Below are 12,836 nucleotides of genomic sequence, written 5' to 3'. Positions count from 1 at the left end.
TCCTACCGAGGCTGATAGATAATGGAACCTATCGTATATGTTGTCGATGATGATAACGCCGTCAGACGATCAATTGTCCGGCTACTGGCAGCAGAAGGTTACCGCGCCATTGATTTCGCCTCTGCGGAATCTTTTCTCACTCACCCGCTGGTTTCCGTACCCTCTTGTTTGATTCTCGATATGAATATGCCGGTTGCGGACGGTTTCGATGTCGCCAGCGCGTTAAAAGATCGCGGACGCGAACTGCCGATAATCTTTCTGACCGGTTATGGCACCATCCCGCTGACCGTGCGAGCCATGAAAGCCGGGGCGCGTGAGTTCTTAACGAAGCCGGTAGAGTCCGAACGTCTGCTGTCGGCGGTCGCGGATGCGCTGACGGTTGCGGCGCATGATTTCGAGCAACAACAGGAAAATTTTGCGCTCAAGCAGCGCCACTTATCCCTGACGCCGCGTGAGCAGGAAGTGTTTGAACTGGCGATCAGCGGCTTGCTTAACAAGCAGATTGCCGCCGAGCTGGGCGTCAGCGAAATCACCGTTAAAGTCCATCGCCGCCGGGTAATGGACAAAATGCAGGCCCGCTCGCTGGCAGATCTGGTACATGCCGCAAGCCACCTGCATATCGCTAAATCCCGCAGCCGTTAATCCGCAGCCACCGGCAAGGTGAAGGCAAACACGCTGCCGAACGGCAGCCTGGATTTCGCCGTTAGCTTGCCTTTATGCCGCTCGATAATGGCATAACTGATCGTCAATCCCATGCCCATACCCTGCGCTTTGGTGGTATAGAACGACTCAAACAGCCGCGCCTGCACCTCTGCACTCATCCCGCTTCCGGTATCCGCAATCTGGCAAATCACCTCTTGCGGGTTCTGCGTCAGCGTTGAGAGCGTTAACACGCGCGGGCGCGCGTCGATGTCTGCCATCGCTTCAACAGCATTCATCACCAGGTTAAGCAGCACCTGCTGGATCTGCACGCTATCGCCATAAATAAAGCTGTTGTGCGCCTCCAGCGCATACTCAACAGCTATCTGCCGCCGCGCCAGCTCGCTGCGCGAAAGCGTCATGATATGGCGCAGTAAGAAATGCAGATCGATGCGCTCGAACACCGGTTCCTGCCTGCGCGTCAGCGATTGCAGGCTACGGATCACCTCTCCGGCGCGTTGCCCTTCGCTGATAATCTCCTCCAGCCCGATGCGCACATTTTCGACCGGGATCGGCGAGCGATTAAGCCAGCGCAGGCTGGCACCGGCGTTGGAGACAATCGACATCAGCGGCTGGTTAATTTCATGGGCAATCGACGAGGTTAACTGCCCGACGGTGGTGGCGCGCGATACCCGCGCCAGCTCGGCCTGGGCGACGCGCGCCGCATCTTCGCTCTGCCGCTGGGCGGTAATATCAGTAATGGTGCCAAAATATTCGTGCACCTCATCCCCGGAAGAGACCGGATCGCCGATGCCAAGGATATACCTGCACTCGCCATCGGTGCGGATAATGCGAAACTCCGCCTGCATAGTGAGTCCCTGCGCAACGCTGCGGGTGACCAGCGCGCTGATATGCGGATGATCATCCGGGTGAACAAAGGTTAAAAACTCAGCCATGGAGATCAGTTTGCGTTTCTCTTCCAGCCCGAGGATGCGCGCATACTCATCCGACATATGCATCAAATCCTGTTCCAGCTCCCAGCGCCAGGTTCCGGTGTGGCTGATTTGTTCGCCCAGCATCAGCGAGGTCTGGCTGGCGCGCAGCTCTTTTTCGACGCGCCGACGCTGCATGTTCTCTTCCACCAGCTTGGCATACAGCCGCGCGGTTTCAAGCGACACCGCAGCATGTGCGCCAAGCAGGTTCACGACGCGTGACTGGCCAGCGGTAAACATTTCCGGCATCAGGCGGTTTTCCAGATATAACACCCCTACCAGCCGCGCCTGTTTGAACATCGGCACACACATCACCGCCGCCCCGGAAGAAACCAGATACGGATCCTGGCTAAACGGGCTGTACTCTTCCGGCCGACCGGTACGGATCTCCTGCCCGGTGCGGATCACTGCCGCCAGCACCGATAACGGCATATCTGTCGCCAGCGGTATCTCTTTCATCACCCGCACCAGCACGCCCTCTTTACTGGTGTGCGCGCTGGCTTCGATTTCCGCAATGTTGTCGTCAAGCACGCGAATAAGTAAGCCGCGCTGCGCACCGGCACGCTCCAGCAGCATGGTCATCAGGATCTGAATCAACCGTTCGAGATTGATCTCCTCAGATAAGGCGCGGGAGGCTTTGATAATGCTTTGCAGATCGCGGATTTCATCGTTCTGCGCAAAGGAGATGGTGTCATAGGGTGTGCTTTCCACGGGTGTGAAAAGATGGGGATGCTCCTGCTGCAAATGACGGACTTTGGCCTGCGCCCCGGCGCGTCCCCAGGCGGCCATTGCGCCGCGAAAATAGGCGTCGGCCGCGGTCTGGTATCCACTGGAGAGCGCAAAACGCCCGGCCAGTTCATGCGCCAGCGCATTGCTGGGGTTAAAACCGGCTTCGCGGGAAAGCGTAATCGCCTTCTCATACTGTTCGAGCGCGATGCTGTTCATTCCGTCGAGGCGCACGATTTCTGCGTATACCAGCGCTTCTTTATCGCTGAAGGTTCCCGGATTGACACGCGCCCAGCGGGCGATTTTGTTGTAGTGCTGGTTCAGCCGCAGACGGTGCCCGGCGGAAAACGTCTCTGGCGTAAGTTGCATCGACAGTGCGAGCGCGCTGTAAAGGTGATAATCCAGCAGACTGATATGCCCCGGTGCGGACCAGGCATATTTCCCTGCCTCTTTCAGACACGATTCCGCGCGGGAACAGGCCCCGGTGAAAAAGTGCGCCATCCCGCGATAGAGCCAGAACCAGAACAGCATCGTGGCGGGCGGCGTCGGTGGCAGCAGCGATCGGGGCAAGATTTCTTTGCCGCTTAACATGCTATCCGGCTGTCGCAGATACTCGACAAAGTGACGTTGTAACAGAAGAAGATGATCCATGTCCGAATACTGGGTTTCACGAATAAAAGCCAGACCGCGATCAATATGGCTTAATACCGTGTCGAGGTGATCGCCGCGACTCATGGCGTTGATCACCTGGCGAAAAGCAGCAAAACAGGCAATCGTCAGATCGCCATGCGCAACGGCCGCGGTAAAACAGGCGTTAGCACACTCCACGCTTCGCGACAGCGGTTGTGTCCAGACACAGCTACGCCCCAGCGGAACCAGGGCTTTTGCGGCAAATTCATGTAAACCGTGGCGCGTCACCAGCTCCTGCGCCAGTACGCTGTAACGGTAGCCCAGTTCGTACTCTTCGTAGCGTTCGCCGAGTAGCACACCAAACCACGCCAGTGCCGAGGTGGATGCGCCGGTTAGCCCGCGTTCCAGCGTCAGTTGCAGCATCTGGCACAGCAACAGGAAATGCAGACGCGGGCAATTAAAACTGGCATACAAACTGGCGCTCGCCAGCAGGTTCATCAGTGCGTCGGTTTCCTGGTGGTTCATGCGCGGCAGCGCGGTGAACAGATGTGCAGGATTGTCGCCAACACGCTCATGCATCTCCTGCCACGCATGATCACAGGCCGCATCGTCAGGATAACGGCTGAGGTGAATGCCAAACACGGTCAACCAGCTGAGCGTTGTCTCCAGTGCAAGCTGATAACCGGACTGGCGAATATGCACTTCTGCCAGCAGTGTCGCAGCCTGCGCCTTTTCCGTCAGCCCGCCGGGCGAAGCCAGTAACCGTTCGCACAGACCGCGCGCGGTTGAGAGGTTGCCGAGCAAAAACTCACAGGCGGTCTCCTCCAGCGATAGCGCAAAATCATGCCCCATTTCAGTACGAAGCCGCTGCGCGAGATGTAAATAGTTCAAGGCCGACGTGTAGTCACCGGTGTGTTTTGCGCGCCTGGCGGCAAGCAGGCTCAGTTCGCTGAAGCGCTGGCGTTGCGGTGGCAAAATGTCGTCGCCAGCGGCATTGATGTGGTGGATGGCGCGAAACAGCAGCTCATTGCCTGGGGCTTCGGCTGCCGTTTGCGCCAGCAGCGTGGCCGTGGCCAGATGCAACTGGCGGCAATGCGCAGGCTCCAGCAGTGCGCAGGCAGCCTCGTGGATCCGTTCATGGGTAAATGAGTATTCGGCGGCGTTAAGTGTGACCAGTTGTACCGTGAGCGCAGGATGCAGGCGGTAATGCACCTCGCCTGCTGAAAGTTTCAGCACACGGCTTATTAATGTGATATCGCCCGCGCTGCCAAGACAGGCCATGCTCCCGAGCAGGATGCGGGTTTCAGGCGGCATTTGCGCCAGCTGCTGGAGCAGCAAGTCGGGGACGTTTTCGCGGTGGTAGCGGGTGCTTATCGCCGCCAGGTCATACTGCCATTTTCCCTGGTAGCTGTTATGGCTCACCAGACCGTCTTCGGTAATACGCTTAAAGAACTCATGCACGAACAGCGGGTTGCCGCCGGTTTTTTCATGGATCAGTTTCGCCAGCTCAAGGGTCGATGCCGGGCGCGTCTGAAAAACGGTCGCCAGCCAGCGCGAGATGGCTTTTGCCGAGCGCGGTTGCGGCACACACTCAATTACCCGGCTGGCGGCGCTACGCAAGCGGGCAAGCGCGGTGGCAAACGCCGGATCGTCTAACGAGGCTAAGTCGCGGTGTGAAACCACCATCAACAGCGGCAATGCATGGCTGTGCTGTAACAGGTATTCCAGTAAATGCAGGCTGGCGTCATCGATCCAGTGCAGGTTATCGATAAGGATAATCAGCGGACAACCCGGTGTGGCGAAAACATTCACCAGCCGCAGCACCATGTGATTGAACCGCGCGCGTGAATCGAGTGACAAGGTGTCGACAAACAGCACGGGTTTACTGTTAATCAGCAGCCCTAGTTCCGGCGCGAGGCTCACCGCCAGCGCTTCATAACCTGAGAGCGCGCTGCTGAGCCGCGCCTTCCAGCGCGCCACTTCTTCTGCGGGCAAACCCAGTAAATGCAGCGCCAGCGAGCGGAAAGCGGCCGTCAGGACACCCAGCGGCAGAATCGCAGAGTTTTGTTCCACCTTCCCGAGCGCAATAAGCGACGGGCGACTCTGAAAAGCCTTTAACGATGAGGCCATCAACGACGATTTCCCCATTCCGATGGGGCCGCTGATGGTAACCAGCGTTTGCGTACCGCTTTGCACAACCGCATCCAGCGCGTCTGCCAGTGATTTTGCCTGCGGATGGGCGCGATACAACGTGTTAGCAAAATGCAGTGCTGGTGAGCGATCCTGCAGACCCGGCGTAAAGTGGGCTATCTCGCCATCGGTCGTTAACGTCGCCTGGCAGCGGCGCAAATCCGCCATCAGGCCATCGACCGTCTGGTAACGTTTTTCCGGCGATTTTGCCAGCAGCTTCAGCACAATGGTGGAGAGCATCTCCGGCACCCCGTCGCGCAGGCTATGCGGCGGCGAAGGTTCAGACGCAATGTGGTGCAACACCCATTCCGCCTGTCCGCCTTCGCTGAGATCGAACGGCAACGTGCCGGTCAACAGCTCATAAAAGACAATGCCCAGGCTGTAGAGATCGCTGCGGTTGTCCACGGCGTGATGGGTGCGCGTGGTGTGTTCCGGTGACATGTAGGCCAGCGTACCGCCGGAAAGCGGCAGCCAGCTCTGCGCCGGTTCCCCGACGGTACTGGCCGTCAGACCAAACCCGCCCAGCCGGCAGCCTTCATCGGTGAGAAAAATATTGCCGGGTTTAATATCGCCATGGATCAGGTTGCTCTGATGCATCTGGCGCAGCGGCGTGCAGACGCGCAGGGTCAGTTCAAGCCAGCTGGCGATACACGCCATCGGCTGGCTGGTCAAACGGGTGAGCGGTTGAAAGGCGAATGCGGGATAAACCAACGCGACACGGCCGTGATACTGCGTGCTGGCAACGGGTTTTACCGCCCAGCGGCTATCAAGCTGCGGGCAGAGCGCCAATTCGTTGTTCAGCAACTGGCTGGCGCGCGGCTCGGCATCGTCGCTCACTGCCGTGGCAAGAATGAAAGCATCGCTCGCCCACGGGTAGTGTGCATTCATCCAGACAATGCAGCCCTCCTGCGCCAGCGGCGTGTAGATAGCATCATCCTGGAGGGTAAACGGTTGGTTTTCGGCCACCCTCAGCGGCCACGGCGGTGATTTTGCGTTTCCGGTCATGGCGTCTCTTCACCTCCCGCCAGCGTGCGCGAAATATGATCGAGCAACATGTCGATATCAATCGGTTTATGCAAAAAAGCAACGGCACCGGGTTGCCCCGCGAACCGTTGCCAGGTTTCATCGTCATGACCGGAAATAAATATCAGCGGCGGCGGGCATGGGCTGTGTTGAAGTTTTTCGAACAGCGCCGCCCCGCTCATGCCTTTAAGTTTAATATCCGCAATGACCAGTGCGGTTTGCCGCTGCGCGCTACCATCGTTAAGGAAGGCCTCGGCGGACGCGAAGGTCAGCGTGGCGTACCCCGCCGATTGCAGCAAATTGCTTAACCCGCTACGCACGGACGGTTCATCATCAACAATGGCAATACGCAGGGTGTGCGTCATGGTTATCCTCGGGGCATTAATCCCGGCGCGGCGGTGCGTCCGGCGGTTCAGGTTGCGGCGTACCGCTAATCTTTGGCACACACTCATGGCGAAACCATGCCATGGTTAACGGTTGCCGGGCAAGTAACCGACGGGTAATCGGAACAAGTTGCTCTCCTACCAGCATGCCGAATAACCCCAGCAAGGCAATCACCGGCGGTGCGGGGGAACGCGTCCCCAGTAAAGCATAAATCCCCCCTGCCAGAAGACCGACCAGGAGGGAGAGGATCCAGGATTTCATAGGCTCACCCCGCAGCAGCGTGTGTGATAAGTGTGCTGACGAGCTGTTCGCCCATCAACATACCAAGCAACCCGACCAGCGCAATCGCCGGTGGCGCGGGCGATCGCACCTTCAGCAAGGCGTACATCACGCCAATCAGCACGCCTGCGGCGAAAGAGACAAGTCCGACACTCATGGCATTCTCCTGCCGTTTAAAGGCTGACCGGCGTACACCGGCCAGCAAGAGACTTATTTCGCCGGAACCGGTGCCAGCGTGCGATGACCCGCTTTCGCGCGTGAAGGCGCTTTATGCACCATGGTGTAGGCATAATCGACGCCCATGCCGTATGCGCCGGAATGCTCTTTCACAATATTCATTACCGCGTCGTACGTTTCGCGGTGTGCCCAGTCACGCTGCCACTCCAGCATCACCTGCTGCCAGGTCACCGGGATCACGCCGGCCTGGATCATGCGCTGCATGGCGTAATCATGCGCCTCTTTCGAGGTGCCGCCGGAGGCATCTGCCACCATATAGATTTCGTAGTCACCTTCCAGCATGGCGCACAGTGCAAAAGTGTTGTTGCACACTTCGGTCCACAAGCCGGACACCACGACTTTACGTTTGCCGTTGGCCGCCAGCGCATCACGCACTTTCTGGTCATCCCAGGAGTTCATTGAGGTACGTTCCAGAATATCTTTCTCCGGGAACACATCCAGCAGTTCAGGATAGGTGTTGCCGGAGAAACTTTCGGTCTCGACGGTGGTGAAGATGGTCGGAATATTGAACACTTTGGCGGCTTTTGCCAGCGCGACGGTGTTGTTTTTCAGCACCTGGCGGTCAATAGACTGCACACCAAACGCCATCTGCGGCTGGTGATCGATAAAGATTAACTGACAGTTCGCCGGGGTCAGAACTTCAAGCTTCGCGGTAGTCATACAAGCATCCTTAGAGGTTAAAGTGAGGAGTGTTACGTTACGTTCAGACAGCAACTCACGCGCCATCGCTATCGTTGGCTGTATGTTAGGTATCCCTCCCCGGCATAACTATTATCTGAAGGTATAACTATCCTTTCGTATACCTATACGTTCGTATAACTGTTCATTCTTTCCCAACGCTTAGCATAATCCGCCCAGACGCTTATCCGGCCCATGAGGCCGCCAGACTGGAGGAAGTATGGATTCGCTCGTACATGCAGAACTGATATTGCTGAATGGTCAGTTTCATACGGTTGATCGGGAAAACCCGTTCGCCGATGCGGTGGCTATCCGCGACGGAAAATTTGTCCAGGTGGGGACCGAAGCCGAGGTGATGGCTTACCGTGGTGAACGCACAAAAGTGGTGGATCTGAAAGGCCATACGGCGATCCCGGGGCTGAATGACTCGCACTTGCACTTGATCCGCGGCGGCCTTAATTACAACCTGGAACTGCGCTGGGAAGGTGTGCCGTCGCTGGCGGATGCCCTGCGTATGTTGAAAGAACAGGCGCTGCGCACACCTTCTCCGCAGTGGGTGCGCGTGGTGGGCGGCTGGACAGAGTTCCAGTTCGCCGAACGCCGTATGCCGACGCTGGACGAAATTAACGAGGCCGCACCGGACACGCCGGTATTTATCCTGCATCTGTACGATCGCGCCCTGCTCAACCGTGCGGCGTTGAAAGTGGTGGGCTACACCAAAGACACGCCTAACCCGCCGGGCGGCGAAATTCAGCGCGACAGCAACGGCAACCCGACCGGGATGCTGATTGCGCGGCCAAACGCGATGATCCTCTACGCGACGCTGGCGAAAGGGCCAAAACTGCCGCTGGAGCAGCAGGTCAACTCCACGCGCCAGTTTATGCGTGAGTTGAATCGTCTGGGCCTGACCAGCGCTATTGATGCGGGCGGCGGTTTCCAGAACTACCCGGAAGATTACGAAGTGATCGCCGAACTGCACAGCAAACAGCAGATGACCATTCGCATCGCCTATAACCTGTTCACCCAGCGTCCGGGGCATGAGCTGGAAGATTTCGAAAAATGGACCGATATGTTAACGCCAGGCCAGGGTAGCGACTTTTTCCGCCACAACGGCGCGGGTGAAATGCTGGTCTTTTCCGCCGCCGACTTCGAAGATTTCCTTGAGCCGCGCCCGGATCTGGCGCCCGGTATGGAAGATGAACTGGAGCGCGTGGTGCGCCATCTGGTTGAGCACCGCTGGCCGTTCCGCCTGCACGCCACCTATAACGAATCGATCAGCCGCATGCTGGATGTGTTCGAAAAAGTGAACCGCGACATTCCATTTAACGGTCTGCACTGGTTTTTTGACCATGCGGAAACCATTACCGAAGCCAATATCGAGCGCGTAAAAGCGCTGGGCGGCGGGATTGCGGTACAGCACCGGATGGCCTTCCAGGGCGAATATTTCGCCGAACGCTACGGCCAGCAGGCCACCAAACAGACGCCACCGGTGGCGAAAATGCTGGAAGCCGGGTTGCCGGTTGGTCTGGGCACCGACGCCACGCGCGTTGCCAGCTACAACCCGTGGACAGCGCTCTACTGGCTGGTTTCCGGGCGAACGGTTGGCGGCATGCAAATGTACGACCACAGTGCGCGTCTCGATCGTGATACCGCCCTGCTGCTCTGGACGCAAGGCAGCGCGTGGTTCTCCAGCGAACAGGGGAAAAAAGGCCAGATCAAAGTGGGTCAACTGGCCGATCTCGCCATCCTCAGCAAGGACTACTTCCGCGTGCCGGAGGAAGAGATCAAAGGGATTGAATCAGTGCTGACAGTGGTCGGCGGTGAGATTGTTTATGCCGCTGGCGCGTTTGGTCCGCTGGCACCGCCAGCGATCCCGGTATTGCCAGACTGGTCGCCGGTCGTGAAGATCCCAGGTCATTACCGCAGCGCGCCGCCGCAGGCCGCTCGCGTAGGCCAGGCGTCGGGCGTACACCACTGCTCTGGTCCGTGTGGTGTACATATCCATCAACACGATGTTGCACGCGGTTCCGCTATGCCGGTTTCCGATGAGAACGCCTTCTGGGGCGCGCTCGGCTGCAGCTGCTTTGCGTTCTGACATCATGAAAATATCCACTTTTTCAGCTGTTTCGCCCCGCGTTGATGCGGGGCTGTTCTTCCTGCGTCTGACCGGCAGCCTGCTGTTGCTGTATGTGCATGGTCTGCCGAAGGTACTGCATTTCAGTAACGAACTGGCGCATATCGAAGATCCGTTTGGCCTCGGGCCGTGGATGAGCCTGCTACCGGCGATTTTCGCCGAAGTGGTTTGCCCATTGCTGATCATCGCCGGTGTCACCACACGACTTGCCTGTATCCCGATCATCGTGGTGCTACTGGTCGCGATGCTGGTTGTACATGCGGACTGGTCGCTGGCCGAGGGGCAATTTGGCTGGCTGTTGCTGATTATTTTTACCACCTTGCTGTTAACCGGGCCGGGAAGCTGGCGGCTGCGCGTGGCGGCGAAAGGAGCACTGGCATGACGCAACAAAACGAACTGCACGCAGCGGTGACAGTGTCACCTGATATTGATGCTGCCCCAGCCGCTTCTGCCTGGCAGCCGCTGCGCCAGCGCGTTTTTCGCATGCTATGGATAGCGACGGTGGTATCGAATGTTGGCTCATGGATGAGCGACATCGGTGTGAACTGGACAATGCTCTCGCTGAGCGCCGATCCGCTGGCGGTCGCGCTGGTGCAGGCGGCCAGCAGTCTGCCAATGTTCCTGTTCGTGCTGCCGGCTGGCGTGCTGGCGGACATCGTTGAGCGGCGCAAGATCCTGCTCTTTTCACAAGCCTGGACGTTCTGCGCGGCAGCCGGTCTGGCGCTGTTATCGTTTACCGGGAATGTCACGCCGGAAGTGCTGCTGGCGGCGACGTTTTTACTCAGTACCGGCGCGGCGCTTAGCTCACCGGCTTTCCAGGCGGTGGTGCCGGATCTGGTTGAAAAACGCGAACTGAGCCCGGCGATTGCCCTCAATTCACTGGGCATCAATATCAGCCGCGCGATTGGTCCGGCGCTGGGCGGGCTGCTGCTCTCTTTCGCCGGACCGTGGATGGTGTTCTTCCTGAATGCCCTGTCGGTGCTGGGCGTGGCGTTTGTGCTCTATCGCTGGCAGCCCCAGGTGACCATCCAGCGCCTGCCGCCGGAGCATTTCTTTACCGCTATTCGCGGTGGGCTGCGCTATGTTCACGCCGCGCCGGTGCTGCGCAACGTGCTGGCGCGTACGGTGGCATTTTTCCTGTTCGGCAGCGCCGGATGGGCCATGCTGCCGCTGGTGGCGCGCCGCGAGCTGGGCCTCGGGCCTGGCGGTTACGGCATCATGCTGGCCTGTATCGGATTCGGCGCGATTTGTGGCGCGGTGCTGCTGCCAAAATTGCGCAAGCGGCTGAATGCCGACCAGATGATGGTGGCCGCGAGCTTGCTGTTTGCCGCCACCATGGTGGCGCTGGCGTTTATTCGCCATGTCTGGCTGCTCAACGCGTTTGAGTTTTTTACCGGCTTCGCGTGGATTGCCGTGCTCTCGACGCTGAACGTCGGCGCGCAGCGCAGCGCGGCCCGCTGGGTGAAAGCGCGCGCGCTGGCGGTCTATCTGACGGTGTTCTTCGGCTCAATGACGGTCGGCAGCGCCATCTGGGGCAAGCTGGCGTCGGAATTCGGCGTGACGTGGGCACTTTGTGCCGCCACGCTGGGGATGGTGCTGGGAACTGCTACAGTTTTACGTTGGCGGCTGGAAAAAGACGCCGCGCTGGATCTCGACATGGTTGATCCGACGGGCTTCGCTACCGAAACCGACATTCCGCATGAGCGCGGGCCGGTAATGGTTAGCTGCGAATATCGGGTCTCCCCGCAAGATGCGCATGATTTTGTCTGTGCGATGCAGGAGATGCGCCGCGTGCGCAGGCGTACCGGCGCGATGGGCTGGGCGGTGTATGAAGATGCCCACCATGCTGGCCTGTTTGTTGAAACCTGGGTGATGGGATCGTGGATCGAGCATTTGCGCCAGCATGAACGTCACACGGTCAATGACAAACTGATTAGAGAGCGCGTGCTGGCCTTTCATCAGGGCGACGAGCCGCCGGTGGTCCGGCATCTGGTCGCGCCCGCGCAACGATAAGCGTTATGCAGTTAAAAACCACAACACAACAATGAGGTAAACACATGAGCACAATCAAGACGCAGGATGGTACTCAGATCTATTACAAAGACTGGGGTGCGGGTAAGCCGGTTCTTTTCAGCCACGGTTGGCCGTTAGATGGCGATATGTGGGACAGCCAACTGAATTTTCTTGCTGAGCGCGGCTACCGGGTGATTGCGTTCGACCGTCGCGGTTTTGGTCGCTCCGATCAGCCGTGGAATGGCTACAACTACGATACCTTTGCGTCCGATATTAACGATCTCATCACTGCGCTGGATCTGCACGATGTGACGCTGGTTGGCTTCTCGATGGGCGGTGGCGACGTTACCCGTTATATCGGCCGCTACGGCAGCGCGCGCGTTGCCGGTCTGGTGCTGCTCGGCGCGGTGACGCCGATTTTTGGCAAAACCGACGATCACCCGCAGGGCGTTGATAAAAGCGTATTCGACGGGATTAAAGCCGGTCTGCTGAAAGATCGCGCGCAGTTTATCAGCGATTTCGCCACGCCGTTTTACGGTCTGAATGCCGGGCAGAACGTCTCTGACGGTGTGCTGACGCAGACGTTGAATATCGCCCTGCAGGCGTCGCTGAAAGGCACGCTTGACTGCGTTACCGCGTTTGCGGAAACAGATTTCCGCCCGGACGTGGCGAAAGTGGATGTGCCGACGCTGGTTATTCACGGCAGTAACGACCAGGTCGTGCCGTTTGAAGCGACCGGTAAATTGTCGGCTGAACTGATTAAAGGTGCGGAACTGAAAGTCTATGAGAATGGCCCGCACGGCTTTGCGGTCACGCATCAGGATCAGTTGAACGCCGATCTGCTGGCGTTCCTGAACAAACTGTAACGCCTCCGGATGTTGCACTCGCCCGGTACGCCATGCGCACCGGGC

Annotated in this window: 10 protein-coding genes; 5 read left to right on the top strand and 5 right to left on the bottom strand. The window is 58.5% G+C overall.

Annotated features, from left to right (window positions below; genetic code table 11):
* Window positions 1-21: 21 nt before the first annotated feature.
* Window positions 22-642, top strand: a complete 621-nt coding sequence (locus JKP81_RS06335) for a response regulator transcription factor (RefSeq protein ID WP_200551017.1) — start codon at window positions 22-24, stop codon at window positions 640-642.
* On the opposite strand, the gene JKP81_RS06330 is transcribed toward JKP81_RS06335, so the two are convergent.
* Genes JKP81_RS06330 through JKP81_RS06310 form a run of 5 tightly spaced genes read right to left on the bottom strand, consistent with a single transcriptional unit; the run spans window position 639 to window position 7,760 of the window.
* The gene (locus tag JKP81_RS06330; RefSeq protein WP_200551016.1) at window positions 639-6,182 is read right to left on the bottom strand and encodes an AAA family ATPase; all 5,544 of its coding nucleotides are present in this window, start codon (window positions 6,180-6,182) and stop codon (window positions 639-641) included. The genes JKP81_RS06335 and JKP81_RS06330 overlap by 4 nt on opposite strands.
* Window positions 6,179-6,565 (bottom strand): response regulator transcription factor, encoded by a 387-nt coding sequence (locus tag JKP81_RS06325; RefSeq protein ID WP_200551015.1) that lies wholly within the window; start codon window positions 6,563-6,565, stop codon window positions 6,179-6,181. The genes JKP81_RS06330 and JKP81_RS06325 overlap by 4 nt, the downstream gene beginning before the upstream one ends.
* A gap of 16 nt (window positions 6,566-6,581) precedes the next feature.
* The gene (locus JKP81_RS06320; protein WP_045508421.1) at window positions 6,582-6,845 is read right to left on the bottom strand and encodes a XapX domain-containing protein; all 264 of its coding nucleotides are present in this window, start codon (window positions 6,843-6,845) and stop codon (window positions 6,582-6,584) included.
* A gap of 4 nt (window positions 6,846-6,849) precedes the next feature.
* Window positions 6,850-7,020 carry a DUF1427 family protein gene (locus JKP81_RS06315; protein ID WP_200551014.1) on the bottom strand — a complete coding sequence of 57 codons (171 nt, stop codon included), beginning with the start codon at window positions 7,018-7,020 and terminating at the stop codon, window positions 6,850-6,852.
* Between the two features lie 53 nt (window positions 7,021-7,073).
* Window positions 7,074-7,760, bottom strand: coding sequence for a hydrolase (locus JKP81_RS06310; RefSeq protein ID WP_016496081.1), 687 nt, complete (start codon window positions 7,758-7,760; stop codon window positions 7,074-7,076).
* Between the two features lie 238 nt (window positions 7,761-7,998).
* On the opposite strand from JKP81_RS06310, the gene JKP81_RS06305 reads away from it, so the two are divergent.
* Genes JKP81_RS06305 through JKP81_RS06290 form a run of 4 tightly spaced genes read left to right on the top strand, consistent with a single transcriptional unit; the run spans window position 7,999 to window position 12,791 of the window.
* The gene (locus JKP81_RS06305; RefSeq protein ID WP_200551013.1) at window positions 7,999-9,873 is read left to right on the top strand and encodes an amidohydrolase; all 1,875 of its coding nucleotides are present in this window, start codon (window positions 7,999-8,001) and stop codon (window positions 9,871-9,873) included.
* Between the two features lie 4 nt (window positions 9,874-9,877).
* Window positions 9,878-10,294, top strand: a complete 417-nt coding sequence (locus JKP81_RS06300; protein ID WP_200551012.1) for a DoxX family protein — start codon at window positions 9,878-9,880, stop codon at window positions 10,292-10,294.
* Window positions 10,291-11,925, top strand: a complete 1,635-nt coding sequence (locus JKP81_RS06295; protein ID WP_200551011.1) for an MFS transporter — start codon at window positions 10,291-10,293, stop codon at window positions 11,923-11,925. The genes JKP81_RS06300 and JKP81_RS06295 overlap by 4 nt, the downstream gene beginning before the upstream one ends.
* Window positions 11,926-11,969: 44 nt before the next feature.
* On the top strand, window positions 11,970-12,791 hold the full coding sequence (locus tag JKP81_RS06290) for an alpha/beta fold hydrolase (RefSeq protein WP_200551010.1): 822 nt from the start codon (window positions 11,970-11,972) through the stop codon (window positions 12,789-12,791).
* Window positions 12,792-12,836 lie beyond the last annotated feature (45 nt).

The sequence above is a fragment of the Kosakonia sp. LAM2021 genome (assembly GCF_016620385.1).
Taxonomy (GTDB): domain Bacteria; phylum Pseudomonadota; class Gammaproteobacteria; order Enterobacterales; family Enterobacteriaceae; genus Kosakonia; species Kosakonia sacchari.
Note: the sequence above shows the minus strand (reverse complement) of the source record. Positions and strands in the feature narration are given on the sequence as shown.

Coding starts and splice junctions, on each gene's coding strand:
- JKP81_RS06335 (WP_200551017.1), top strand. CDS start 22: ATGGAACCTATCGTATATGTTGTCGATGATGATAACGCCGTCAGACGA.
- JKP81_RS06330 (WP_200551016.1), bottom strand. CDS start 6,182: ATGACCGGAAACGCAAAATCACCGCCGTGGCCGCTGAGGGTGGCCGAA.
- JKP81_RS06325 (WP_200551015.1), bottom strand. CDS start 6,565: ATGACGCACACCCTGCGTATTGCCATTGTTGATGATGAACCGTCCGTG.
- JKP81_RS06320 (WP_045508421.1), bottom strand. CDS start 6,845: ATGAAATCCTGGATCCTCTCCCTCCTGGTCGGTCTTCTGGCAGGGGGG.
- JKP81_RS06315 (WP_200551014.1), bottom strand. CDS start 7,020: ATGAGTGTCGGACTTGTCTCTTTCGCCGCAGGCGTGCTGATTGGCGTG.
- JKP81_RS06310 (WP_016496081.1), bottom strand. CDS start 7,760: ATGACTACCGCGAAGCTTGAAGTTCTGACCCCGGCGAACTGTCAGTTA.
- JKP81_RS06305 (WP_200551013.1), top strand. CDS start 7,999: ATGGATTCGCTCGTACATGCAGAACTGATATTGCTGAATGGTCAGTTT.
- JKP81_RS06300 (WP_200551012.1), top strand. CDS start 9,878: ATGAAAATATCCACTTTTTCAGCTGTTTCGCCCCGCGTTGATGCGGGG.
- JKP81_RS06295 (WP_200551011.1), top strand. CDS start 10,291: ATGACGCAACAAAACGAACTGCACGCAGCGGTGACAGTGTCACCTGAT.
- JKP81_RS06290 (WP_200551010.1), top strand. CDS start 11,970: ATGAGCACAATCAAGACGCAGGATGGTACTCAGATCTATTACAAAGAC.